This window comes from Yersinia sp. KBS0713 (assembly GCF_005937895.2).
Lineage (GTDB): Bacteria > Pseudomonadota > Gammaproteobacteria > Enterobacterales > Enterobacteriaceae > Yersinia > Yersinia bercovieri.
In genome coordinates, this window is the sequence record NZ_CP042173.1 from 3,508,649 (window position 1) to 3,534,699 (window position 26,051).

The window sequence follows — 26,051 nt, forward strand, 5'->3', positions numbered from 1 at the left end:
CGGAATGACTCAAACTTCGCATGTTCGCGGCTTGAAGTACCTCTATTTCCCATGCCAATAGCAATCAACACCCAGATATTTACTGAATGCTTCTTGCAGCACTTGAGCTGTGGCTGAATGGTTCATCGCCACATGGTGTTCGAAACCGTTGTTGCAGATATGCGTGAGTAAGCTTTCCAGTTGTGGAACCTCCACCACCGCGCGGCAGCCAACGGTATCCAACTCATCACTGACAGAGCGGCCTTCTCCCACATACGCCCGCACTTGCCCAGTAAAATCATCGGAAGAGAGGCGAAAATAGGTTAATGGCCCAGACTTCATGCGGCCATGAACGGCACCACATGTATTCTCACAGCCAACGGTTGTCCCGATAATATCTGCGGTACCCATGGTTGAGCTTTCCAGACTTTCGCTCGCAAAGTTGCCACAATGGAACAGCACGCATTTATCGCGTTCAGCGCCAAAGTTGTTATTCCAGTCGGCAATAGATGCTGGTGACAGCGAACAGCTGGCCAGCGCGTACATCGATAGCGCCCCCATTACATCCACTTCACAGGCGCTTGGCATCAGTTGCCCCGACATCACACTCATAATGGAGCAGACGTTGATCCCCAAATTCTGTTGCAGCGAGGTCCAGCACTGCATGGCGGTGGTATCAATATCATTGGCGATGATCCATTCGCTGATAACCACAAACAGCTTCGCCATTTTATGCAGCTTATCTTGCGGGATAGCGCTGGTGTCGCCATTGGCTTTTAATAACGCCAGTTTTTCACCCACGCGGATATCATTATCACTGAGGTTAGCGACGCGGAAGAACACCTCAGATAAATCGAGGGTTTCAACCGTAATCCCCAAATTCTCTAATAATTTTTCACTGTAGCGCACAGTATTAAAGTTAGTCGGGCGAGCACCGATAGCCCCCACACGCACCCGTTTCATGGCGTGAACCACGCGGCACAACTGCACAAATTGCTCTACGTCATGGCTAAATATTTCGCTGTTCAGGCTGCACACATGCTGTCTGGTCAAAGTGAATGGAATGCCGTATTGACGCAGGTTATTACATAGCGAGATTTTACCGCAGAAACTGTCACGACGGGTCGCCAGCCCCATTTTGTCCAGCGCATCTTCTTCGGCCTGCACCAGTACCGGCACTTTCAGGCCCGACAGGCGGATAGCATCGGAGACACTTTTTTCATCGCCAAAGTTGGGCAGAATAACCACTACACCGTGGATCTCTTCGCTGTGTTTACGGAACAACTCGGCACACACTTTGGCATCACGCCAATTCTCTACCCCACCCAGGGGCGTTTGCTCTTCATTGAGCATAATGATGTTGATGCCCAATCTATCGAACAGCGCCTGTGCATCACGGCGCGCGTCGGCGACCAGATAGCTTGGGAAGAAACCCCGGTTGCCGATAATCACCGCGAAAGTTAACTTACGAGGTATTGCTGACATATGCTTACTCCTAGTGTGGGTTATTTCGGCTGAAAACGCGCACGCGCGATGGCCGTTTGCCAGAGGCGATAGTTATCTTGCATCTCCGCACTTTGAGCGCGCGGTTCGATGTACTCCACTTCACGGGGTAGCGCCGCGAGTTGCTGGCTATCCTGCCACCAGCCAAGGGTTTTCCCGCCTAAATAAGCCGCCCCCAACGCCGACACTTCTGCGGTGTGATTGCGGATCAAAGTGCGTTGCAACAAGTCAGCTTGAAATTGCATCAGCCAGTGATTGCTGGTCGCGCCACCATCCACCCGTAGCTGTTCAAGGCGATGATTACCCGCCCGTTCCATGGCAAAAAAGACATCCGCGATTTGGTAAGCGATCGACTCCAATCCTGCGCGAGCCAGTACTGCCGGTGTCGTCGCATCGGTCAAACCACAAAATAGCCCCCGCGCCTGACTGTCCCAATAAGGTGCACCTAACCCGGAAAGTGCGGGGACGAAATAGACCCCCTGGTTACCTGGTTGGCTCTGCGCCATTTCGGTCAGGCGAGCTAAATCAGTGATGCCCAACATGCGTGAAACCCACGCCACACCTGAGCCGGTATGGGTGATATTGCCTTCGAGGGCGTAACGTAATTCGCCGTCATGCCAGGCAATAGTGGTGCTCAAGCCATTGCTCTGTGTCACGGCCTGTTTCACGGTAGTCATTAGAGAGGAGCCAGTGCCGTAGGTGGCTTTGATTTCACCGGCGCGGTCACCGCCCTGCCCATAGAGCGCGGCATGTGAATCACCAATTTGCGCCACAATTGGCACACCCGGTGACAAGCCGATAATACCGGTATTGCCAGTGTGTCCGTGGATAGCCGCCGAGGGTAAGACCGCCGGTAGGCAGAGGCTAGGGATACCAAATAGCGCCAACAGATCAGGGTCCCACTGCCCCGAATGGATATTAAACAGCTGAGTGCGCGCCGCATTGGAGAAATCGGTAGAGAAGCTTTGACCGCCAGTGAGTTGCCAGGTTAACCAACAATCAATAGTGCCGACACACAACTTGCCGTGAGCCGCCCGTTCAACGCCCCGTGGGATCTGCGCTAACAGACCGTGGACTTTAGCCGCGGGGAACAGGGGATCAATCTGCAATCCGGTGCGCTCTGCAATCATGGCCGCTTCCGGCAACTGACTCAGGGTCTGGCAGAAAGTCTCAGAACGCCGGCACTGCCAACTAACCACTTGCGTCAGTGGGTTGCCGGTTGCTCGTTCCCAAATCAGCACCGATTCGCGCTGGTTGCTGATAGCAATACCCGCAACGCGCGCGCCAACCAATTGACTCAGGCAGCCTTCAATCGCCAGAGAAACCGCCTGCCAGATTGCTAGCGGATCTTGCTCCGCCCAGCCGGGCTTTGGGTGCTCCAGCTGTAATGGCTGCGAGGACTTAGCCAGAATCTGTCCTGCCATATCCACCGCAATAGCTTTAGCATTGGTGGTGCCTTCATCAATAGCCAAAATAATCGGCGTCGACACCGCCGACCTGCTCGGCGTTAGCATAGTTACTCTCCTCGGCAAAACCGCAGCGCACGAGCCACAATGCCTGCCGTATCAAAGCCATGATAGGCACGCATCTCTGCTCTATCGGCAGCAATCGCATAACCGCCATCGGGAATACCGAGTCTAACCAGCGGAATAGCACAACCCGCTTCAGCCAGCACTTCAGCCACCAGACTGCCCACACCGCCATTAATATTGTGTTCTTCGATGGTAATCACCCGCTGGCTGTTTTTGAGGATGGTTAACAGTTGTTGAGTATCACACGGACGAATCGAAGAAACATTGACCACCGCAGCAGAAACCTGGTTATCCGCCAACACTGCCGCGGCACTAACAGCCTCATGCACTGTAGAACCCATTGCTACCAGAGCAATATCCTGCCCTTGCTGTAAAACATCAATCTGGCCGGGGATAAATTGGTAGTGCTCATCATGTAGTTGCGGTAAAGATTTACCATCGAGACGGATATAGACCGGCCCTTGATGGGCCAGGGCATAATCGATTATCTGGCGGCACTCTTCTGGGTCTGAGGGCGCATAGATTTCGATATTGCCAAAGCCGCGCAAGATAGAAATGTCGTCGATACAGTGGTGGGTACTGGCCAGCGGCCCATAACTGGCACCTGAATTGAGGCCAAACAGTTTTACATTGCTGTTGTTGTAGCAAACATCAATTTTGAGCTGTTCGTTGGAGCGCGAAATCAGGAATGGCGCGGCATTACAGGTCACCGCTACTTTGCCGCCCATGGATAGACCCACCGCCGTGCCGACCATCGCCTGCTCGGCAATACCGACATTCACCACCCGATCAGGAAAGCGGGTCATAAATGGCCCGATTTTGGCCGTCGAGGTGGAGTCTGCCACTACTGGCACCAGATCCACGCCGTTATCCACCGCGTTAATAAACTGCTCAACCATCACTGAAGCCAAATGTTCTGCGTTACTCATCATTTAATTCCTCCAGTGCCAGATCAATTTCAGCACCTTTTGGCACCCGGTGGTGCCACTCCACACGCCCTTGAATAAAGGAGATCCCGGCCCCTTTTTCGGTGTTAGCAATCACCACATTGGGTTTGCCGTTTTGTTGCAGCCCCTCCAGGGTTTCCACCACCGATTGCATATCATTGCCACGACATTCAGTGACTTGTAGGCCAAATGCCTGCCACTTATCCGCCAACGGATCAGTGTTCATGATTGATTTAGTGGTTCCTGCCAGCTGGAGCTTATTTTTATCGTTGATGATTATCAGGTTATCTAGTTGGTAGTGAGCAGCCACTAGCGCGGCCTCCCAGTTGCTCCCCTCCGCCAGTTCACCATCACCAGTCAAAACAAAGACCCGACGTTTGCTGTTGGCACGTTTTGCCGCCAGCGCAATCCCCACCGCGACCGGCAGGCCATGGCCCAAAGCACCGGTATTTAGCTCAATACCCGGCGTTTTATGTTTTACCGGATGGCCCGGTAGATGGGAGTTCGCATGTTGATAGGTCGCCAACCAAGCTTCGGGAAAATAGCCGGCCTCGGCCAGGCAGCAGTAATAACCGCCCACCGCGTGGCCTTTAGATTGCACGTAGATATCGCGCTCAGGATCAGTGGTGCGATCTGGTGCGCAATTAAGGAGGCGAAAATAGAGTGCGGTCAGAATCTCTACCTGCGAAAGATCAGCACCGGTATGCCCCCCTGCCGGGCTATTCGCATTAAGCAGGACTATCCGGCGGCGGATAGCACGCGCCTTTTTCACCAACTCATCGACTGACAATGAATACGGATTCATGACATTACCTCTCTTTAATTTTTATCCGCCAATGAATTTTTACTCATTACCGAATATTTATTCCTGATAGTGCTAAAAAATAGCTCTCATCAAGCCTGTCCGGAAAACGCCCTCCGGCATGACATCTTCACTGTTCTGTGGCCCACAGGTCGATATCGCCCGTCGGCCGGTGATAGGTGCTGCTATCTATTGACGCTAGATTTTTGCGAGACTATCGCCGCTTTGTGCTGCATCCGGTTTTGCATTTGGTCGATAATGACCGCCACAATAATCACGATACCTTTGATGACCATTTGCCAGAATTCACTGACCCCCATCATCACCAGCCCGTCGGCCAAAATACCGATAACAAATGCGCCAATTAATGTCCCGAGAATGGTGCCCCGGCCCCCGGCCAGAGAAGTTCCGCCCAATACCACCGCGGCGATGGCATTCATCTCAAAGCCACTGCCATTCGCTGGATGGCTCGCCACCAGTTGAGCAGAGACGATGATCCCGGCAATGGCAGCGCAGAAACCAGAGATGGTGTAGACCCAGACTTTGACCTGCCGAACTTTGACGCCGGAGAGCTCTGCGGCCCGCTCGTTATCACCAATGGCGTAAACATGGCGGCCAAAAGGCAGGCGACGTGCCACATAAGCAATCACTAACGCCAGAATAAACATAATCCAGATGGCAATCGGCAACCCCAGTAGCGTGCCGGAACCCAGTAGGTCAAAGCCGGTATTCCCCAGTTGCGGATTCCCTTGTAAACCTGGGAAGGTTTCGCCGCCGGAAATCAACATCGCCGCACCGCGTACCACATACATGGTGCCGAGGGTGCAGATAAAGGGCGCGACGTTATAGCGGGTGATGATCCAGCCATTGAGCGCGCCTATCAGTGCACCAATAACCAATACCACCGGAACCACAACCCAAACACTGGGGAAGATGGCAATACCAAACATCGGTAAAACAATACCTTGGGTGATCATCCAGCCAGCAATCATGCCGCACAGGCCCAAAGTTGCACCGATAGAGAGGTCGATACCGGCGGTGATAATGACAAAGGTGATGCCCAAGGCGAGGAAGGCATTGATTGCAATGTGCTTCACCATAATGATCAAGCTACCGGTCGCCAAAAATCCCGGAACCATCACGGAGAAGAAACCCAGAATCAGGAACAGGGCAATAAAGGTGCGCATCTTGAGCAGAAGCAGCAGCATATTTTCCCGTGACCAAGACGCGCCACCGGGCTGGTGACTCGCCAACGCAGTGCCAGTTGTTGCTTTCATCATTCAAACCCTTGTGCGCTTGCCGTAACCAATGCCGACTCATTGGCCGACTGACGAGAAACATTCGCGGTCAGTTTGCCGTTCGACATCACCAGAATGCGGTCAGATACCGCCATGATCTCTTTCAGATCTGAGGTGGAAAACAGAATGCAGATCCCCTGCTCAGAGAGTTTCACCATCATTTCAAACACATCTGCTTTTGCGCCGACATCAATACCCCGTGTCGGCTCATCCAGCAGCAAAATGTTCGGACTGGTAAGTAATGAGCGCCCAATCACCACTTTTTGCTGATTGCCACCACTGAGTGCCTGAATCTCCACCTGCGGCGAAGAGACTTTGATCGACAGATCACCAATCACCGTCGCCACCACCTGCGCTTCACTCTCCTGCCAGATAGCAAAACGATGTTTTAGCCGACGCCATAAGCTGGAGATAGTCAGATTATTCGCCACCGATGACACCGGGAAAATACCGGTTTTTTTACGATCTTCCGGTACTAAACTCATGCCCAAGCGGATGCGTTCTGCGGTAGAGGTTTTGCTGCTAATCGCCGTGCCATTGAGCCGGATGGTGCCGAGATAGTTCTGTTGTGTGCCCAACAGGCACTCAAACAGTTCGGTGCGCCCCGCCCCCATCAACCCGTAAATGCCGACAATCTCCCCCGCCCGCACTTGCAGTGAGACTTGATTTACCACGGTGTTACCGGATTCATTGATTAAAGTGACATTATCGACTTCCATCATTGGCGCGCCGAAAGTCCGGTCCGGATGGAGGAAACTGGATACCGGGTCGCTGCCTAGCATTTCACGCACAATCCACGGCACATCAATCTCTTTGACCGCCGCTTCGGCTTGAAAACGACCATCACGTAAAATGGTGATGTAGTCGCCAATCGCCATCAACTCCTCCAGCCGATGGGAGATGTAGACGATAGAGACCCCCTGCCGCGTCAGCTCGCGAATCACCCGGAACAGAATATCGACTTCAGTTTTACTCAGTGCCGAGGTCGGCTCATCCAGAATCAAGATATCCGCCTGCTCAGCCAGCGCCTTGGCAATCTCAATCAATTGCTGCTGGCCCACTTTCAGGTTGGAAACCATCTCTTTCGGCGAGATGGCCTGATCCAGACGCACCATCAACTGTTCTGCGATCAACTCCTGTGCAGCCTGATTAATCGGTTTCAAACCTTGCTGGATCTCACGCCCCAGAAAGATGTTCTCCGCGACGTTGAGATTCTCCGACAAATTCAGCTCCTGATGCACCATGCCGATACCCAGCGCTGCTGCCTCGCGGGTATTGGCAATGGTCACCGACTGCCCGTTCAGGTAGATCTGCCCTGACGTTTGCTGCTGTACTCCAGCCAGAATCTTCATCAGTGTCGATTTACCCGCACCATTTTCACCGATGATCACATTCACTTTGCCGCGATACACGTTATAACTGACGGCATCTAGCGCCAATGTGCCGGGAAAACGCATCGAAATGTCCTCAGCACGCATGACGATGTCAGGTCTGTGGTCCATTAGTGGCTCTCCTTATTTAAGCTGAGCGGCACCGCATTACTGAGACCGGTAGCGGTGAGTGTCACCGCCGCCAAGACTTCGACTTGCTGCCCCACCCAACTGGCGTCGGGTTTTGCCACATCCTGTAAAGCACGTTTACTGAGCGCCTTAGAGAGCTGGGCGTATTGCACCTGATTTTTAAAATCTTCGAAGCGGATAAAAGTTGATGCATCACGAATAGCATTGCCCTTGACGATTGGCCCCAATTGCAGCACTTGCTCATCGCCATCGACCGCCAACTTAATCGCCCCCTCCCGCCCTTCGGTGTCTAGCGCCACCACTTTGCCGCTGAAGCGGACAAAATGACTTTGGCTATTTTTCCCTATTGCTGGCTGACTTTGCTGCTGTTTCACTTGCTGCCAACTGAGTGCATTGCTGTTGGCAAACGGCATCACTTTACTCACCCAAATGGTGGCGGCGACTTTGTCCGATGGTTGGTTATAGTCACTGACTACCGCATTGGGATCGACCGGCAGAATAGGTTTGCCGTTCTCATCTAAATCCACCACGGTGCAAGCCACCAGCAGCGCACTTATCACCAACAAACCGCCTGCTTTCGCTAGAGCACTGAACCACATACTGCCTCCTGTCAGGAGGGGCTGTTACGCCCCTCATTGCCTTTTAATCGCGCGTTTTAGCAAACCCGCTCAAAGGGTTACTCTTTCAGCGCAAAGACATTCAGGTTTTTGGCATTGTTTTCATCAATCAATACGCAGTCCATCAGCTGTTTTTCTTCCTGACCGGTAGAACCGGTTTTCAGGTATTTATCCGCCTGAACCACCGCCATCTGGGCCTGTGCCCAACCTGGCTGAAGCACGGTGGCTTTGATATTGCCTTTGTTGATGATGGAGTCGCGAACATAGTCGCTGCCGTCAAATCCAACCACGATGACATCCTTGCGGCCTGCGGCTTTTAATGCAGCTTCAGCGCCTAATGCCATGGTGTCGTTACCGGAGATAACCCCAGTGATATCTGGGTTAGCCTGCAAAATGGACTCCATACGGTTGAAAGCTTCAGTCTGGCTCCAGTTTGCAGTCTGTTGGGCGACCATCTTCATGTCGCTATGTTCATCGATCACGTCGTGATAGCCCTGTGAACGGACGTGGGCGTTGGTATCAGATTCACGCCCCAACAACTCAACATATTTGCCTTTGCCACCCATCAAGGTGACAAATTTCTCTGCGCCCAGCTGTGCGCCCTGGTAGTTATTGGAGACTATTTGTGAAACGGCAATCCCGGTTTCATTGATTTCACGATCAATCAGGAAGGTCGGAATACCAGCGGCTTTAGCTTTTTTCAATGGCCCGATAGTGGCATCAGAGCCGGCGTTATCCAGAATGATCGCCTTGGCTTTACGGGCGATGGCGGTCTCCAGCAGTTGGTTCTGTTTGTTCACATCGTCATCATGAGAGGCCACCAGGACGGTGTATCCCAACTCCGTCGCTTTGGCTTTAGCACCTTCTGCCTCGGCTTTAAAAAAGGGGTTGTCGTGAGAGGGGGTGATGATGGCGATCAGGCCATTACTGGCGGCACCAGCAACACCTGCCATGGAGATCAATGCTGCGGTAAGACAGGATTTCAGTAGGGTATTTTTCATTATTTTTCTCCGCATTGAATATATATTCACTATTAAATTTATATTCAATCTAATAATACAAACCCCTCTCGGCTTGTCCAATATGAGAGCAAGGAAAGTAGAAGCCGGTCACAAATTGGTCGATTGTCGGTAGGGATAGGTTGGAGAAAAATCGTTTTTTTAGCCGGTAGCCACAGTAAAAGCGTATTGATTATCCCAACAAACGGTATAAAATTTTATACATGCATCAAGGAGTGATGAATGAGTAGAAAAGTAATAGATTGGCGTGGCAGTGCACTTGAAGATTTGAAGGCTTTTCCGGAAAGTACGCGTGCAGTGGCAGGAAAGCAGCTAAGGAATATCCAATATGGCCTAGAGCCTAACGATTTCAAACCAATTAACAATTGGGGTGCAGGCGTCATTGAGATACGATTGGATGATAATTCAAGAGCTTTTCGTGTCGTGTATGTCGCTAAATTTGAAGAAAAAATTTACGTCTTACATAGTTTTCAAAAGAAATCACAAAGTACCAGTCTGAGAGACGTCAACATTATTAAAGCGCGTTACAAAGAAATTATTCATGAGCGGAGGACAAAAGATGAGAGATAAAATTGACACAGCATCACGTCACATTACAACCGCTGAAGACAATATTTTTGCTGATTTAGGTTTCTCAGATATTGAGGCAACTCAGTTGTTGGCTGAATCAAATGCAGAAATTGAACAGGCTTTAGCAATGAAAAAAACACTGATGACGTCAATTGCCAGTTGGATCAAATCAGAAGGAATACGGCAAGTAGACGCGGCCACATTATTGCATGTGTCGCGTCCAAGAGTTTCCGATGTGGTTAATCAAAAAACTGAGAAATTCACCCTTGATTCATTGATAAGCATGGCCGGACGTATTGGTAAAAAAGTCACGCTAGTTATCAAATAGCTCAATCTTTTAATTCAGCGATATAACTCAACCACAGTCGATGTTACCTGTAATTCATCTTGCCAATGGGTCAGTGTGAGGGTCGTCAGCTCAGCCAGCCCCTGATAAAACGGGTGGTTGGCATCGGCTTGTAGTAAGGCCAGATAGCGATAACTCCAGGGGAGCAAGTGCTCTGCCAATAGAACAGGTAAATCCGTCGGTTGATGCTCAGCCAGCCAGGCGGCCATCATCAGCAATAAACCAATATGATCCTCCGGCTCTTGCTGTGCCAAGGTCACCTCCACCTGCTGTTGCGCCATCCAGCCACGCAGTTTTAGCGTCGAGTCGCCAAACAGCACATTTTCTTTATCCCGATAGACCGACCCCCATGGCGGCGCGGGCAGTGCATAGGGGCCGATAAATAGGCGCTGCCAAGCCTCTTCCCGCGTCTCTTCCGGCTGATGTTGCGCCAATAGTGCAGCAATGGGCATGAGCTGCGCTTCAAGGCCATAAGGCCACTCCGCGCCCCACGCACCGCAGCTCAGTTGCGCCACCATATCACTGCACGCCGGACTGTCCGGCGCATAATAAAACAGCGCACCCAACACCTGTCCCGTCAGCGCAATCCGTTGATAAATAGAATCTATTTCAACCATCCCTCAGCCTCCCACCGCCATACCCACCGTCATATACAGCCCGTAAAACACCCCGCGCCCAATCAATTCACCAGCAATAATGAGCAGCATGGCAAATATCAGGCCGAGCATCATCGGCGTGCGGCCTCGGATCAGCGGACAGATCCAGCACCCCAACCCCAGTACCAATAGCACCAAGCGCCAGACCATCAGTGTGCCGTAATGGGGGATGAGGTAGGCTGCCTGCTGAACTGAGCTGTAGAGAGTCGACAAACTCGCCGCCTGCATGATGACACTGGCCACACTGACAATCAGCGCCAGGAGAGTGATCATCGGCAGTTGTAGCATCATGCGCCCATTAATATCAGCCAGTTGCAGCAGCAGATAGCCCAACAGCGGCCCACCAATCAGCGCGGTCAAGACAAAGCCCAGCGGGGTGTAGAGGTTGTCCCAAGTCGGCACCGTATCAATGGCATAGACTCGACACATGGCATAAACAAATACCACGCCCAAGACCATTGCCACCGTCAACCATATTTTGCCAAGCATAGCGGGCATTTTGCCCCAGACCGCCAACAGCCAGTAAAAGCCAGCCACCGCAAAGAAGGCTGAACCCGCGGCAATCTCATTGCTCAGCGCCGACTCACCAACCTGACTGAGTGAATTGAATGCCCGCATTGGCGAACCTAAATGCAGTGTCGAGGCGATAAAGGCCAGTGCCATCAGTAGCCACAGCACCAACATGCTGCGGTGCAGCCGCTGCTGCTGCCCGCGACTCAAATCGCCAAATATTAGTGCCAGACCGAGCACTATAAAGCCCCCGACCACACACTGCCCCAGAACTGTAAAGAGCATCAGTGGCCATTCATGCCATCCCGTACCCATGTTATACCTCCTTCGGATTTGCCAGATGACCGGTGGTATCTCTGACCGGGCGGCTGTTGGCATTCGGTTTCACGACAATATTGGGCAGCGTGAAATGGGCGGCGGGCAGTGGCGCGACCTCAGCCAACTCGCCATACTTCTCACGCAGTTCATCGATCGGCGCCATATCCAGCGCTCGCAGTGGGCAGGAGTCGACACAAATCGGCTTTTTACCGGCGGCGACGCGCTCGTAGCAGCCGTCACACTTGGTCATATGCCCTTTTGTTTCGTCATACTGCGGCGCGCCGTAAGGGCAAGCCATATGGCAGTAGCGGCAACCGATACAAATGTCTTCGTTCACCACCACAAAACCATCATCCCGCTTATGCATAGCACCACTCGGGCAGACCTTGGTACAGGCCGGATCACTACAGTGGTTACAGGCGATGGAGAGATAGTAAGCGAACACATTCTGATGCCATGCGCCATTATCCTGCTGCCAATCACCACCGGCATACTCGTAGATGCGGCGAAAGCTGACGTCAGTGGATAAGTTTTTGAAATCCTTACAAGCCAGCTCGCAAGTTTTGCACCCAGTGCAACGGCTGGAGTCGATGTAAAAACCATATTGCGTCATCTGTTAGCTCCTTATGCCTTGCTGACTTGAACGAGGTTGGTGTGGGAGGGGTTCCCTTTCGCCAATGGAGAAGGGCGCTGCGTGGTCAAGACGTTGATACTGCCCGCCCGATCAATGCGCTTCTCATCCGGGCTATACCACGCCCCCTCACCCAGTGCGACCACCCCCGGCATCATACGTGGCGTCACTTTGGCATTGATTTGCACTTCACCACGCCCATTAAAGATCCGCACCATATCGCCGTTTTTGATCTCGCGCTCTCCGGCATCTATCGGGTTAATCCACATCTCCTGGCGGCAGGAGGCTTTCAGCACATCAACATTGCCGTAAGTGGAGTGAGTTCTGGCTTTGTAGTGGAAGCCCGTGAGCTGCAACGGGTATTGCTGATTAAGCGGGTCGTCAAAGCTCTCAAAACCGGCGGCATAGACCGGCAGTGGATCGATAACGTCATCGGGTTGCAGCTCCCAAGTGGCGGCAATCTGTGCCAACGCAGCGGAATAGATCTCAATTTTGCCCGAGGGAGTGGTGAGTGGATTGGCCACAGGATCAGCGCGGAAAGCTTGGTAAGCCACATGGTGACCCGCCGGATCGCGCTTTTTAAAGATGCCCTGTTCGCGGAACGTCTCGAAAGAGGGCAGCTCAGGGATCACTTGCTGCGACTGCTGGTAGAGGTGACGTAACCACCCCTCCTGTGTGCGCCCTTCGGTAAATTGCGCCTCGACCCCCATGCGTTTTGCCAGTTCACTGGTCATTTCATAGATGTTTTTACACTCAAAGCGCGGTTTGATCACCTGATCAGCAAAAATCACATACGCCATGTTGCCACTGGAGGCATCGAGGCAGAAATCCATCTGCTCGGAGGCGGTGCAATCGGGCAAGATAATATCGGCGTACTTAGCCGACGAGGTCATGTGGTTATCGATTACCACAATCATTTCGCATTTCTTATCATCTTGCAGAATGTCATGGGTGCGGTTGATTTCAGCATGCTGATTAATCAGGCAGTTACTGGCGTAGTTCCAGATAAACTTAATTGGCACATCCAGCTTATCTTTGCCCCGCACACCATCACGGGTGGCGGTCATCTCCGGGCCACGCTCAATGGCATCTGTCCACAAGAACATGGAAATACTGGTTTTGACGGGATTTTCCAAGGTGGGCATCCGCACAAACGGCAAACCATAAGAGCCTTCACGCGCGCCGGAGTTGCCGCCATTAATGCCCACATTACCGGTCAGGATAGCTAGCATCGCAATGGCGCGGCTGCTGTTTTCGCCGTTGGCATGGCGCTGCGGCCCCCATCCCTGCGCGATATAAGCCGGTTTGACCGAACCTATTTCGCGCCCCAACTTAATGATTTTTGCAGCTGGAATGCCGGTGATGGCGGCCGCCCACTGCGGGGTTTTGGCGGTTTTATCGGCCCCCTGCCCCAAAATATAGGCTTTATAATGGCTATTTTTGGGCGTACTTTCCGGCAGGGTTTTCTCGTCATAACCGACGCAGTATTGGTCGAGGAACGGTTGATCGACCAGATTTTCGCTGATCATCACATGGGCCAGCGCAGAGGCGAGTGCGGCATCAGTGCCCGGTCGCAGTGGGATCCACTCATCCTCACGGCCCGCAGCGGTATCAGTATAACGGGGGTCAATCACAATCATCTTGGCATTGGATTTTTCCCGCGCCTGCTCCAGATAATAGGTGACACCACCGCCACTCATTCGTGTCTCACCGGGGTTGTTGCCAAACAGCACCACCAGCTTGCTGTTTTCGATATCTGACGGGCTGTTGCCATCAGCCCAGCCACCATAGGTGTAGTTCAAACCGGCGGCAATCTGCGCGGTGCTGTAGTCACCATAATGATTGAGGTAGCCGCCACAGCAATTCATCAGCCGCGCAATAAGGGTTGAACCCGGCGGCCAGGAGCGGGTCATGGTGCCGCCCAGTGTCCCTGTGCCGTAATTCAGATAAATAGCTTCGTTACCATAATCTTTGATGATGTGTTGTAGGCTGGCGGCGAGAGTGTCATACGCCTCCTCCCACGAAATCCGCTTGAATTTACCCTCTCCGCGCGCACCAATGCGCTTCATCGGGTACTTCAGGCGGTCTGGGTTATAGACCCGTCGGCGCATCGAGCGGCCACGTAAACAGGCTCGCACCTGATGCAGCCCATCAAAATCATCATCACCGGTGTTATCGGTTTCGACATATTTTATTTCGCCATCCACCACATGCATACGCAGCGGGCAGCGACTGCCGCAGTTAACCGTGCAGGCACTCCAGACAACTTTGCCATCGTCAGCAGTGGCGGGGTTAATGGCAGATTGAACAGCCTGAGCGGTACGGGAAAAGGGTAGCGAAAATGCCCCTGTTGCCACGGCAAGGCCGCCGACCAGTGTGGTTTTGACCAGTTTGCGGCGCGTGACTTCTGCCGTTAACAGTCGGGATTCGTTGGTCTCTTTCATAAGATTCCCACTTGGTTGCATTCCAGAAAAGGGAGGACACCCGCAATGGGTGAAATCCGATTAATTCAAAAAAATGAGTAATTCCGCGGGAGGGGAAGAGAGATCAGAAGCGGCACCTGAGTGCCACTACAGCAATTGTTATAATTAGGATAATAAATAGACCGCCCCCGCCAGTATGACCCTACCCTTTTTGGGTAGTGCGGGAGTTGTTTGGTATCAATAAAGCAATGAGGATTACCCCCTCCTCACGGCTTTATGATGAATTTGTGATGGATAACCGTTCTAATCAGCACGCTTGATGATACAGCGCCATAATCTCATCAACTGAGGCTTCACGCGGATTTCCCCCGGTACAGACATCAGCAAATGCAGCGGCGGCCAGTGCCGGAATATCATCGGCCTGCATCCCTACGGCACTCAAGGAGGCTGGAATGCCAATATCACGATTCAATGCAATTACCGCCTGAATAGTTTGTTCCCGCACCTGTTCCAGCGGCGAATTCAACGCATTATCGACCCCCATCGCCATAGCGATTTGGCGGAAACGTTCCCCGGTATAAGCGGCGTTATAGCGCATGATATAGGGTAATAAAATGGCATTGGCGACACCATGGGGCATGTTATAAAACGCCCCCAAAGGGTGCGCCATCCCATGCACCAACCCTAGCCCCACATTCGAAAATCCCATGCCGGCAATATACTGCCCCAGTGCCATATCTTCGGTTGCGGCCGCATCTCCTTGCACCGAGGCACGCAATGAGCGACTGATGACCTCAATGGCTTTAAGATGCAGGGCATCGGTTAGCTCCCACGCCCCTTTCGTCAGGTAGCCCTCGATCGCGTGGGTCAAGGCATCCACGCCAGTGGCCGCTTTAAGGGCGGCTGGCATACTGTCCATCATATCGGCATCAATAAACGCCACCGCCGGAATGGCATGGGGATCGACACAAACAAATTTGCGCCGCCGCTCTTCGTCGGTAATCACATAGTTAATGGTGACCTCTGCCGCAGTACCGGCGGTGGTTGGGATAGCCAGAATCGGCACACTAGAATTGTGGGTGTCGGCCACCCCTTCCAGACTGCGCACATCAGCAAATTCAGGGTTATTAATGATGATACCGATGGCTTTGCAGGTATCTTGCGGTGAACCACCGCCTAGGGCTATCAGGTAATCCGCCCCACTTTGGCGAAAGGCGGCAACCCCTTGCTGCACCATGTTGATGGTGGGATTGGGTTTGACGGCATCAAAAACCGTAAAATCCAGGCCAGCCTGCTCCAACCGATTGATTAGGCGAGTCGCGACGCCACATTCGAGTAGCATTTTATCCGTCACCACCAGCGCTTTTTGATAGCCACGCCGCTCAACTTCATCGGCCAGTGCTGCCAGTGAACCACGACCAAACCACGACATCTCATTTAAAATCATTCTGTTCATGATGACTCCTCGGTGTTTTTAACCGCCACTAATTTTTACCCAAAAACGCCTCTTTTGGCCTCAAAGCTACTCTTCGACGCGCAAACCGTAGGTTTTGAATTTTTCCAAAACCACACTGATCTCCTCTTTGGATAACACCGGAACCTCATCGACAATCGGCAAGATAGCCAACAGCAGTGTTGCCAACACCTCTACCTCATGGGCCAGCCACAGCGCTTTAGCCAGACTCTCCTCACAGGCAATTAAACCGTGGTGTTGCAGTAGTGTCGCCTTACGATGTTTCATCGCCACCGCGACATGCTCCGACAGCGCTTTGGTGCCAAAAGTGGCGTATGGGGCGCAAGGAATATCATCACCACCCGCGGCAGCAATCATGTAGTGAATCGCCGGAATTGGGCGGTTAAGAATTGAAACCGCCGTGCAATGGACAGAGTGGTTATGGACCACTGCATTCGCATCTGGCCGGGTCTGATAGACCGCCTGATGAAAACGCCACTCGCTGGAGGGAACTTTGCCCGCTTCATGGTGACCGCTAGCATCGATATAAACGATGTGCGACTCGGTCAGTTTGTCGTAAGCAATACCGGATGGTGTAATCAGAAATCCATCCTGATAGCGCACACTAACATTGCCGGCCGTCCCCTGATTTAAGCCCAAGCGAGTCATTTCCAGGCAAGTATTGATAATATCGCGCGCCAGTGCTTCTCTCTTCATTTGTTCCTCTCTTAGGATACGAATACCTAAATATAAAATTAATTGAATAATAGATACGAGCTAATGAACATTACGATGGTTAATATGAGATATATCATTCGCTCATTTAATTAATCTTAAAAATAAATCATATAAAAATGTGAGCCATGTCATGACTATTTATGACTTAACTGGCATTTCGTGATTATCTTTTTTTATAAAATGTCCGTTTGGAAAAACAATATAATTAAACGGTCAAGGCGCTGCTGATTGGTTAAATAAGCAGTTAGCCTTCAAGAATTGACCGTTTGTGATGAAAATAGAAAAATCGGTCATTGCAGTTGTGTATTTGAAACACAATTCATTTCAAACGGTCATGAAATGCTTTTATTTAAAGTGACTATCATCACAAAATATCAGCATTGAGTTATCAATGTGATTCAGCTCATACTTTTTAGAATCTTTTACCTTATAAATAACGGAACTTATCGCAATGAGGATATTTTAAATTTGTCACTCTGCGACTCATATCAGTCATGGGAAACAAAAATATCATTCATTAAGTAAAAGATTTTCGCCGATTATTACGTTTCATTGAATAGTTAAAAACAGTTAAAAATAGCTAAATAAGTGCAACTTCATCCGACGAGGGCACCATGGGAAACATACTCATACAAACAGATAGCACCAAAATTTCCGCCTCGATAAGTAACGAGTCGGCTAATAAAAAAAGATATCTGATTCCTTTTGCATTGCTGTGCTCACTGTTCTTCCTTTGGGCAGTAGCAAATAACTTGAATGATATTTTATTACCGCAGTTTCAACAGGCATTTACCTTAACCAATTTTCAAGCCGGATTGATTCAGTCATCCTTCTATTTTGGCTACTTTTTGATCCCCATCCCCGCAGGGATCTTGATGAAAAAATTCAGCTATAAAGCGGGGATCATTACTGGATTGCTGTTCTACGCCTTTGGTGCTGCTTTGTTTTGGCCTGCCGCTGAAACAATGAATTACACCTTGTTTTTAATCGGCTTATTTATTATCGCCGCAGGTTTAGGTTGCCTTGAAACTGCCGCCAACCCCTTTGTTACTGTATTGGGGCCGGAGGAGACCGGGCATTTCCGTATCAATCTGGCACAGACCTTTAACTCCTTCGGTGCCATTATTGCCGTGGTGTTCGGACAAAGTTTAATACTCTCCAATGTTCCCCATCAGACACAGGAAGTATTAGATAAATTGTCGGCCGAGGATTTAAATAGCTACCACCATAGCCTGGTAAAAGCGGTTCAATTGCCCTATTTGATTATTGTGGCGGTGGTCATTTTTGTTGCGCTATTAATTCTTATCACCCGCTTCCCAACAATAAAAAGTGAGTCTGACGATACACATAATGGATCATTCTTCTCTTCATTGCCGCGCTTATTAAAAATAACTCATTGGCGTTGGGCTGTATTAGCACAGTTCTGTTATGTCGGCGCTCAAACTGCATGTTGGAGTTATTTAATTCGCTATGCTATTGAAGAGTTGCCGAATATCACCCCTGGCTATGCAGCTAATTATCTCACCGCGACCATGGTCTGTTTCTTTATTGGTAGATTCAGCGGCACCTGGTTAATTACCCGCTTTGCGCCAGAGAAAGTATTAGCAGCATATGCATTTATTTCGATGCTGTTATGTATTGTCTCCGCCGCGTTTGGTGGCCATATCGGATTATTAGCACTCACGTTATGCAGTATGTTTATGTCAATACAATATCCGACCATATTCTCTTTAGGGATTAAGAACCTAAATCAAGACACAAAATATGGTGCGTCTATTATTGTAATGACCATTGTCGGTGGCGGTATTGTCACCCCTATTATGGGTCTGGTCAGTGATGCTGCGGGGAATATACCGACAGCTGAACTTATTCCAGCACTCTGCTTCGCCATTATCTTTATTTTCGCCAAATTCAAAACTACGCCGGTGAATTAACTCCATCGGCGAATGATAAATCAAATTTCGCTAAAGAACACAAGGATCAATGATGAAAACAACAATTAAGTTACCAAAAATTGGCATTCGCCCGGTTATTGATGGACGCAGAATGGGTGTCCGTGAATCACTGGAAGAGCAAACCATGAAAATGGCCCGCGCCACTGCGGAATTTCTGCAAGAAGTGGTGCGTCACCCTTGCGGTACGCCAGTTGAATGTGTGATTGCCGACACCTGTATTGCCGGAATGGCCGAGTCTGCCGCCTGTGACGATAAATTCAGCGCCCAAAATATCGGGCTGACCATCACCGTGACACCTTGCTGGTGCTACGGCAGTGAAACTATCGATATGGATCCGTTCCGCCCGAAAGCCATTTGGGGCTTCAATGGTACTGAGCGCCCCGGCGCGGTTTATCTGGCGGCGGCACTGGCGGCACACAATCAGAAAGGGTTGCCTGCTTTCTCCATTTATGGTCATGACGTACAAGATGCCAATGACACCCGCATCCCCGCCGACGTACAGGAAAAACTGCTGCGATTTACCCGCGCAGGTTTGGCGGTTGCCAGCTTAAAAGGCAAAAGTTATCTCTCCCTTGGCGGGGTGTCGATGGGGATTGCCGGTTCTATCGTTGACCACAACTTCTTTGAGTCTTGGTTAGGGATGAAAGTCCAGGCGGTTGATATGACCGAACTGCGTCGGCGCATTGATCACAAAATCTATGATGAGCAAGAGTTGGAACTGGCACTGTCATGGGCGGACAACAACTTCAAATATGGGCCGGATAAAAATGCCGAACAGTATCGCCGTTCAGCAGAGAGTAGCCGTGCGGTGCTGCGCGAAAGTTTGCAAATGGCGCTCTGTATTCGCGACATGATGCAGGGCAACCCAACACTGGCAGCTAAAGGTTTTGGTGAGGAGGCGCTGGGCTATAACGCCATTGCCGCCGGTTTCCAGGGTCAACGCCACTGGACAGATCAATACCCCAATGGCGATACCGCCGAAGCCTTGCTCAATAGCTCATTTGACTGGAATGGGGTGCGCGAGCCAATGGTTATCGCCACCGAAAATGACAGTCTGAACGGCGTGGCGATGCTATTTGGCCATACCCTCACGGGCACCGCGCAGATCTTTGCCGACGTCCGCACTTACTGGTCACCCGAGGCGGTGCAACGGGTCACTGGTCATCAACTGGAGGGGGTTGCTGAACACGGCATTATCCACCTGATTAACTCAGGTTCAGCCGCACTGGATGGCACTTGCCGCCAAAATGATGCCCAAGGTAAACCGACGATTAAGCCGCACTGGCAAATCAGTCAGCAAGAGGCCGATGCTTGTCTGGCGGCCACCGAATGGTGCCCGGCGATCCATGAATATTTCCGTGGCGGCGGCTTCTCCTCCCGTTTCCTGACCCGTGGCGGTGTGCCATTTACCATGAGCCGCATCAACCTGATTAAAGGTGTCGGGCCAGTGTTGCAAATTGCCGAAGGCTGGAGTGTTGAGTTGCCAAAATCAGTTCATGACACCCTGGATAAGCGCACCGACTCAAGCTGGCCAACCACTTGGTTTGCGCCGCGTCTGACCGGTAAAGGGCCATTTAACGATGTCTATTCAGTGATGGCAAATTGGGGCGCGAACCACGGAGTGCTGACTATCGGCCACGTGGGTGCGGACTTAATTACACTGGCATCAATGCTGCGTATTCCGGTCTGTATGCACAATGTGGAAGAGGAGAGTGTTTACCGGCCAACGGCTTGGGGCGCACACGGTATGGATATCGAAGGGCAGGATTACCGCGCTTGTCAGAATTACGGCCCGTTATACAAAAAACAGTGAGTCGCGATTTTTGAATGACGTTAGCTGACCTGACTCAGGTGGGGGACGCGCCTCACCTGAGTCAAATAACAATCCTTGCTGTTAGCAGGAGTATTTATGAAGCGCGATGTGGTCATTGTTTTGGATTGTGGCGCAACCAATATTCGGGCGATTGCCGTTGATCCCCATGGGGTGGTGGTCGCTAAAGCGGTGCTACCTAACCAGAGTTTGCCCGACCCGGCCAATCCGCAATGGCAGTTATGGCCGCTGGAGGGCATATTGCACAGTTTCGCCCAGTGTTGCCGCCAATTATTGCCACAGATTCAGCAGGATAAGATCCATGCTGTCACGGTGACGACCTTCGGCGTAGATGGCGCACTGGTGGATGCCAAAGGCAATATGCTCTACCCGATTATCAGCTGGAAGTGCCCGCGCACAGTGGCGGTGATGGAGGATATCGCCCGCTATATCTCGGCTGAAAAATTGCAGCAGATATCCGGCATTGGTCAGTTCAGTTTCAACACGCTGTACAAGCTGATCTGGCTACAAGAGAACCGGCCCGATTTAGTTGAGCAGGCCCATGCCTGGCTCTTTATTTCCTCGTTGATCAACCAGCGCCTCACCGGAGAATTTACCACCGACCGCACCATGGCGGGCACCAGCCAACTGCTGGATGTGAAACGTGAACAATTCAGCAGCGCAATTTTACAAAAAATAGGTATTCACGCCGATCTCTTCCCAGCGATGGTCGCTGCCGGTGAAATCATCGGCCCGCTACTGCCGGGCAGCGCCGCCGAACTGGGGCTACCACCAGGTATACCGGTCATCTCAGCCGGTCACGACACTCAGTTCGCCCTATTTGGTTCCGGTGCCGAGCTAGATCAACCGGTGCTGTCATCTGGCACCTGGGAGATTCTAATGGTGCGTACGCCGCAAGTGAACACCGCCCTACTACCCCAGTTTGCGGGTTCCACCTGTGAACTGGACAGCTGTCCACAGCTCTTTAACCCCGGTTTGCAGTGGCTGGCATCAGGTGTCCTGGAGTGGGTTCGGCAGCTGTATTGGCATGATGCCGCCTGTGCCGATGTTTACCAGCAGATGATTGCCGAAGCCAAGATGATAGCTCCGGGGGCTGACGGCGTGCGCATGGATTGTAACTTGCTGGGCAACAGCCGCCACCCTCTATCCGGCGGCTGGCAAGGGGTATCACTGTCGAGTGGGCGTGGGCATTTTTATCGTTCCGCACTTGAAGGACTGGCCTGGCAATTGAAAAACAATCTGGCCGTGCTGGAGAAAATTGGTGAGTTCCGCACTCGTGAGTTGCTGCTGGTCGGCGGGGGTAGCCGCAATACATTGTGGAATCAGATCAAAGCTGACGTACTCAACTTGCCAGTGAAAGTGATTGATGAAGCCGAAACAACAGTGTTGGGTGCGGCACTGTTTGCCTGGTGCGCGGCCGGTTACTACGCCAGTGCTGAAGAGGCGCGGGCGCAGGTCAACTATCGTTACCAATATTATCAGCCGGGTGACCAACAACCGCTCTATCAGGCATTGACCACCAGCACCGCCCTAATAGCCGAAACTATGCCATTTGAAACTATGTCATTGTAAACTATGCCTTTGAAAGGAGAGTGTCATGCTTAAAACCATCTCGCCGTTGCTGTCGCCACAACTGCTAAAAACCTTGGCTGAAATGGGACACGGTGATGAGATTATCTTCTCAGACGCCCATTTTCCGGCCCATACCTTGGGTAGAAATGGCGGGCCGCAGGTGATTCGTGCTGATGGGTTATCCGTCAGTGCACTGCTGGAAGCCACCATTCCACTGTTTGAACTGGACAGTTACGCACCACCACTGGTGATGATGGCCGCCGTTGATGGCGACACACTGGATGCCTCGGTTGAGAGACGCTATTTACGCGCCCTGTTTGGCACTCAAAAGGCGTTACCCGTAGAGCGCATTGAGCGCTTTGCGTTTTACCAACGTGCTCAGCAAGCATTTGCGATCGTTATCACAGGAGAGACCGCCAAGTACGGCAATATTCTGCTAAAGAAGGGGGTAACGCCTGTTTTTTAATCGAGTGATCACGTAACCTCACCCCTTTAGCCATCTATTTCATGTTGGTACTCTTTGGTATGAAATAGATGGCTTTGCTGACGGAGAGGATCATGAAAGCGTCTCGTCACCAGGAAATTCTGCAACACCTCAAACAGCAAGAGACATTGACGACCGCCGATCTGGCCCGCTTGCTGGCGGTCAGTCAGGAAACAATTCGCCGTGATCTGAATGAGTTACAGGCTCAGGGCTTGATCATCCGTCAGCATGGGCGCGCAAAAAGCATCAAGCGAGCAACCAAAGATAGCGGCGACCCCTTCACCACTCGGCTGAAAAGCCACCTCTCCAGCAAAGCCAGCATTGCCGACCATGCACTGTCACTGATTGAAAGCGGGATGGTGATTGCGCTGGATGCCAGCTCCACCTGCTGGTATTTAGCCAAAAAGCTGCCAGATATTGATATCACGGTGTTTACCAACAGCGTGCGGATTTGTCAGGAGTTGGCGAAACATCAGAATATCGAATTGATAAGTGCGGGCGGCCACTTACAGCGCAAATATGCCTGCTACGTGAATCCAGCGCTCTTTTCGCTGCTGAAAACCATCGAGATTGATCTGTTTATCTTCTCCTGTGAGGGCATGGATACTGATGGCATTTTGTGGGACTCAAACCCCTTTAACGCCGAATTCAAAACCATGCTACTTAAGCGCGCCACACAATCCATTTTATTGATTGATAAAAGTAAAATGTGCCGGACTGGGGAAGTGAAAATCGGCTCGCTGGAGGATGTGGAACAAGTTATCTCGAATGTGGATGCCGAGTAACTCACCGCAACTTGTGCTGCATTGAGGGCTGATTGCAGCGATATATCATGGCGGTCAGCCAGTTTCCCACTGTGATGCTGTCAGAGCCATCGATAAGTGCGGAAAATGAGATCCACCCTTTATAAAGAGGGTGGAGCCATCGCGTCACCATCACAATCTATAGTAGGATCATGACCAAAGTCATAGTTAAAAATATATCGGCTTGGTTCTGCTAACGATTGTTTCTGTTATCGAACGCTTTCGCTAACTGATGTTGAATGTGAGAAAAATATGTCAAACAAACCGTTCCACTATCAGGATCCCTTCCCGCTAACGGAAGATGATACTGAGTATTACCTTGTCAGTAATAATCACGTCTCGGTTGCACAGTTTGAAGGCCACGACATGCTGAAAGTCGAGCCAGAAGCCCTGACCCTCCTCGCCCAACATGCTTTCCACGACGCCTCCTTCTTACTTCGCCCCGCTCACCAAAAACAGGTCGCCGCAATTTTGGATGACCCAGAGGCTAGCGAAAACGATAAATACGTAGCCCTACAATTCCTGCGCAACTCCGAAATCTCCGCCAAAGGGATTTTGCCGACCTGTCAGGATACCGGCACTGCGATTATCGTGGGGAAAAAAGGCCAGCGCGTCTGGACTGGCGGCAATGATGCCGAAGCGCTATCTCGTGGCGTGTATAACACCTTTATCGAAGATAACCTGCGCTACTCACAAAACGCAGCGCTGGATATGTATAAGGAAGTGAACACCGGCACCAACCTGCCAGCACAGATCGACCTCTACAGCACCGAAGGGGAGGATTATAAGTTCCTGTTCGTCACCAAAGGCGGCGGTTCGGCGAACAAAACCTATCTGTATCAGGAGACCAAGGCACTGCTCTCACCGGGCAAGTTGAAAGAGTATCTGGTTGAGAAAATGCGCACCTTGGGTACTGCGGCTTGCCCGCCCTACCATATCGCCTTTGTTATCGGCGGCACCTCCGCTGAAAGCACCCTCAAAACTGTCAAACTGGCCTCAACCAAATATTATGATGGCCTGCCGACGGAAGGGAATGAGCATGGGCAAGCTTTCCGTGATATCGCGCTGGAGCAGGAGCTGCTGGAAGCCGCCCAAGAGTTGGGGCTGGGTGCGCAATTTGGCGGCAAATACTTTGCTCATGACGTGCGCGTAGTGCGCCTCCCTCGCCACGGTGCATCCTGCCCTGTCGGGATGGGGGTCTCTTGCTCTGCCGACCGTAATATCAAAGGCAAAATTAACCGCAAGGGCATCTGGCTGGAAAAACTGGAGCAAAATCCGGGGAAATATATCCCAGAACATCTGCGCCAGAGCAACGAAGGTAAAGTAGTTAAAATCGACCTTAACCGCCCGATGCCAGAAATATTAAAAGAGCTGTCGCAGTATCCGGTCTCAACCCGCCTGTCACTGAGCGGCACTATTATTGTTGGCCGTGACATTGCCCATGCCAAATTAAAAGAGCGGCTGGATAATGGCGAAGACTTGCCGCAATACATTAAAGATCATCCGATCTACTACGCAGGCCCGGCGAAAACACCGGAAGGTTATGCTTCGGGATCACTCGGGCCAACCACCGCGGGCCGCATGGACTCTTACGTCGACCTGCTGCAATCCCACGGTGGCAGCATGATCATGCTGGCAAAAGGTAACCGCAGCCAACAGGTCACCGACGCCTGCCATAAACATGGCGGCTTCTATCTGGGCAGTATCGGCGGCCCTGCGGCGGTATTGGCGCAAAATAGTATTAAGAGTCTGGAATGTGTGGAATATCCGGAACTGGGTATGGAAGCCATCTGGAAGATTGAAGTGGAAGATTTCCCCGCCTTTATTTTAGTTGATGATAAAGGTAATGACTTCTTCCAGCAGATTCAGGCATCAAGATGTAATCGCTGCGGTTAAGATTACTATTCAGCCCCAGTGGTTTCACTGGGGCTGAATAAATCACCCAGGGCAGTTATTTCAGATAAAAATTTGAATATTTTTTAAGCACCCTACTGGTTGACGAGTCCTGATATAGGTTGACACATTTCAGCCTTAAAACGCCTGATGAACTTCATCGGGTGTTTTGTATTTTAACGACAGATGCGGCCGCCGTTGACTCATCCGTGGTTGCATCATTCTCTACTGCACTCAGCAACACAGCCAACAGCCCGGGGAAACGGGCATCAATATCCTCACGCCGCAGTGATAATAAACTCTCACGTCCGCAGGGCCGCTGCCAGATAACGCCACTTTCACGCAACACACGCCAATGATGGGTCAGGGTTGATTTAGATAGCCCCTGCACCAAGGTGCCACAAGCATGTTCGCCCCCGGCGGCTAGCCGACGAACCACCGCTAACCGCAGCGGATTACCTAAAGCCGTCAGCACATTTTCCAAACGGATCTGCTCACGCTCAGGGTGATTTGCAATCATAGTGTTCCTATTGATAAACGACAGCCTTGGGCAAATATCCCCCACATGGTCTGATTTGGCCACATCGACTGGCCCTTAGCCGGCGGCAATATAGCCTATACTTCATCTCGACCCTACTCATAATTCTAGTG

Annotated in this window: 23 protein-coding genes; 8 read left to right on the forward strand and 15 right to left on the reverse strand. The window is 51.4% G+C overall.

Going from position 1 to position 26,051, the window contains the following annotated elements; all coding sequences use genetic code 11:
- Nucleotides 1-42: 42 nt before the first annotated feature.
- The 8 genes from FFE93_RS16820 to FFE93_RS16855 all read right to left on the reverse strand — a co-directional run bounded on the left by FFE93_RS16820 (nucleotide 43) and on the right by FFE93_RS16855 (nucleotide 9,199).
- A complete protein-coding gene (locus FFE93_RS16820) occupies nucleotides 43-1,464 on the reverse strand; it encodes an L-fucose/L-arabinose isomerase family protein (RefSeq protein WP_005273998.1) in 1,422 nt (473 codons plus the stop codon).
- A 20-nt stretch (nucleotides 1,465-1,484) separates the two neighbouring features.
- Nucleotides 1,485-2,972 (reverse strand): FGGY family carbohydrate kinase, encoded by a 1,488-nt coding sequence (locus FFE93_RS16825; RefSeq protein WP_049600069.1) that lies wholly within the window; start codon nucleotides 2,970-2,972, stop codon nucleotides 1,485-1,487.
- Nucleotides 2,973-2,998: 26 nt separating this feature from the next.
- The gene (locus tag FFE93_RS16830; RefSeq protein ID WP_032897818.1) at nucleotides 2,999-3,943 is read right to left on the reverse strand and encodes a transketolase family protein; all 945 of its coding nucleotides are present in this window, start codon (nucleotides 3,941-3,943) and stop codon (nucleotides 2,999-3,001) included.
- On the reverse strand, nucleotides 3,936-4,766 hold the full coding sequence (locus tag FFE93_RS16835; RefSeq protein ID WP_005274004.1) for a transketolase: 831 nt from the start codon (nucleotides 4,764-4,766) through the stop codon (nucleotides 3,936-3,938). The genes FFE93_RS16830 and FFE93_RS16835 overlap by 8 nt, the downstream gene beginning before the upstream one ends.
- A gap of 182 nt (nucleotides 4,767-4,948) precedes the next feature.
- A complete protein-coding gene (locus FFE93_RS16840; RefSeq protein ID WP_049599616.1) occupies nucleotides 4,949-6,040 on the reverse strand; it encodes an ABC transporter permease in 1,092 nt (363 codons plus the stop codon).
- A complete protein-coding gene (locus FFE93_RS16845) occupies nucleotides 6,040-7,563 on the reverse strand; it encodes a sugar ABC transporter ATP-binding protein (protein WP_032897762.1) in 1,524 nt (507 codons plus the stop codon). Before FFE93_RS16845 ends, FFE93_RS16840 begins: the two co-directional genes overlap by 1 nt.
- Nucleotides 7,563-8,180 (reverse strand): DUF2291 family protein, encoded by a 618-nt coding sequence (locus FFE93_RS16850; RefSeq protein ID WP_057647932.1) that lies wholly within the window; start codon nucleotides 8,178-8,180, stop codon nucleotides 7,563-7,565. Before FFE93_RS16850 ends, FFE93_RS16845 begins: the two co-directional genes overlap by 1 nt.
- A 77-nt stretch (nucleotides 8,181-8,257) precedes the next feature.
- Nucleotides 8,258-9,199: a D-ribose ABC transporter substrate-binding protein gene (locus tag FFE93_RS16855; RefSeq protein WP_032897764.1), complete on the reverse strand. Its 942-nt coding sequence runs from the start codon at nucleotides 9,197-9,199 to the stop codon at nucleotides 8,258-8,260.
- A gap of 240 nt (nucleotides 9,200-9,439) precedes the next feature.
- Between FFE93_RS16855 and FFE93_RS16860 the strand changes: the two genes are divergently transcribed.
- Nucleotides 9,440-9,787: a type II toxin-antitoxin system RelE/ParE family toxin gene (locus tag FFE93_RS16860; protein ID WP_032897766.1), complete on the forward strand. Its 348-nt coding sequence runs from the start codon at nucleotides 9,440-9,442 to the stop codon at nucleotides 9,785-9,787.
- On the forward strand, nucleotides 9,777-10,115 hold the full coding sequence (locus FFE93_RS16865) for a helix-turn-helix domain-containing protein (protein WP_005274018.1): 339 nt from the start codon (nucleotides 9,777-9,779) through the stop codon (nucleotides 10,113-10,115). Before FFE93_RS16860 ends, FFE93_RS16865 begins: the two co-directional genes overlap by 11 nt.
- A 14-nt stretch (nucleotides 10,116-10,129) precedes the next feature.
- Here FFE93_RS16865 and dmsD read toward each other — a convergent pair whose 3' ends face one another.
- The 6 genes from dmsD to FFE93_RS16895 all read right to left on the reverse strand — a co-directional run bounded on the left by dmsD (nucleotide 10,130) and on the right by FFE93_RS16895 (nucleotide 16,841).
- Complete coding sequence (gene dmsD, locus FFE93_RS16870) at nucleotides 10,130-10,750, reverse strand: Tat proofreading chaperone DmsD (protein WP_138775612.1); 621 nt, start codon at nucleotides 10,748-10,750, stop codon at nucleotides 10,130-10,132.
- Between the two features lie 3 nt (nucleotides 10,751-10,753).
- Nucleotides 10,754-11,614, reverse strand: coding sequence for a DmsC/YnfH family molybdoenzyme membrane anchor subunit (locus tag FFE93_RS16875; RefSeq protein WP_138775614.1), 861 nt, complete (start codon nucleotides 11,612-11,614; stop codon nucleotides 10,754-10,756).
- 1 nt (nucleotide 11,615) lies between these two features.
- Entirely contained in the window at nucleotides 11,616-12,230 is a 615-nt protein-coding gene (locus FFE93_RS16880; RefSeq protein WP_005274026.1) for a DMSO/selenate family reductase complex B subunit, read from the reverse strand.
- Between the two features lie 11 nt (nucleotides 12,231-12,241).
- Nucleotides 12,242-14,692 carry a dimethylsulfoxide reductase subunit A gene (gene dmsA, locus FFE93_RS16885; RefSeq protein ID WP_005274028.1) on the reverse strand — a complete coding sequence of 817 codons (2,451 nt, stop codon included), beginning with the start codon at nucleotides 14,690-14,692 and terminating at the stop codon, nucleotides 12,242-12,244.
- Between the two features lie 286 nt (nucleotides 14,693-14,978).
- Nucleotides 14,979-16,127, reverse strand: coding sequence for a lactaldehyde reductase (fucO, locus tag FFE93_RS16890; protein ID WP_082153394.1), 1,149 nt, complete (start codon nucleotides 16,125-16,127; stop codon nucleotides 14,979-14,981).
- Between the two features lie 66 nt (nucleotides 16,128-16,193).
- Nucleotides 16,194-16,841 (reverse strand): L-fuculose-phosphate aldolase, encoded by a 648-nt coding sequence (locus FFE93_RS16895; protein ID WP_005274033.1) that lies wholly within the window; start codon nucleotides 16,839-16,841, stop codon nucleotides 16,194-16,196.
- 635 nt (nucleotides 16,842-17,476) lie between these two features.
- Here FFE93_RS16895 and fucP point away from each other — a divergent pair.
- The 6 genes from fucP (at nucleotide 17,477) to fumA (ending at nucleotide 25,403) form a co-directional block, all read left to right on the forward strand.
- Nucleotides 17,477-18,796 carry an L-fucose:H+ symporter permease gene (gene fucP, locus FFE93_RS16900; protein ID WP_005274037.1) on the forward strand — a complete coding sequence of 440 codons (1,320 nt, stop codon included), beginning with the start codon at nucleotides 17,477-17,479 and terminating at the stop codon, nucleotides 18,794-18,796.
- 52 nt (nucleotides 18,797-18,848) lie between these two features.
- Nucleotides 18,849-20,630, forward strand: coding sequence for an L-fucose isomerase (gene fucI, locus FFE93_RS16905; protein WP_032897773.1), 1,782 nt, complete (start codon nucleotides 18,849-18,851; stop codon nucleotides 20,628-20,630).
- Nucleotides 20,631-20,726: 96 nt separating this feature from the next.
- Nucleotides 20,727-22,220, forward strand: coding sequence for an L-fuculokinase (fucK, locus tag FFE93_RS16910; RefSeq protein WP_138775616.1), 1,494 nt, complete (start codon nucleotides 20,727-20,729; stop codon nucleotides 22,218-22,220).
- 25 nt (nucleotides 22,221-22,245) lie between these two features.
- Nucleotides 22,246-22,686: an L-fucose mutarotase gene (fucU, locus tag FFE93_RS16915; RefSeq protein ID WP_005274044.1), complete on the forward strand. Its 441-nt coding sequence runs from the start codon at nucleotides 22,246-22,248 to the stop codon at nucleotides 22,684-22,686.
- Nucleotides 22,687-22,778: 92 nt separating this feature from the next.
- Nucleotides 22,779-23,489 carry an L-fucose operon activator gene (fucR, locus tag FFE93_RS16920; RefSeq protein WP_032897775.1) on the forward strand — a complete coding sequence of 237 codons (711 nt, stop codon included), beginning with the start codon at nucleotides 22,779-22,781 and terminating at the stop codon, nucleotides 23,487-23,489.
- 270 nt (nucleotides 23,490-23,759) lie between these two features.
- The gene (gene fumA / locus FFE93_RS16925) at nucleotides 23,760-25,403 is read left to right on the forward strand and encodes a class I fumarate hydratase FumA (RefSeq protein WP_005274053.1); all 1,644 of its coding nucleotides are present in this window, start codon (nucleotides 23,760-23,762) and stop codon (nucleotides 25,401-25,403) included.
- A 154-nt stretch (nucleotides 25,404-25,557) separates the two neighbouring features.
- Here fumA and FFE93_RS16930 read toward each other — a convergent pair whose 3' ends face one another.
- Nucleotides 25,558-25,920 (reverse strand): ArsR/SmtB family transcription factor, encoded by a 363-nt coding sequence (locus tag FFE93_RS16930; protein WP_138775618.1) that lies wholly within the window; start codon nucleotides 25,918-25,920, stop codon nucleotides 25,558-25,560.
- Between the last annotated feature and the right edge of the window lie 131 nt (nucleotides 25,921-26,051).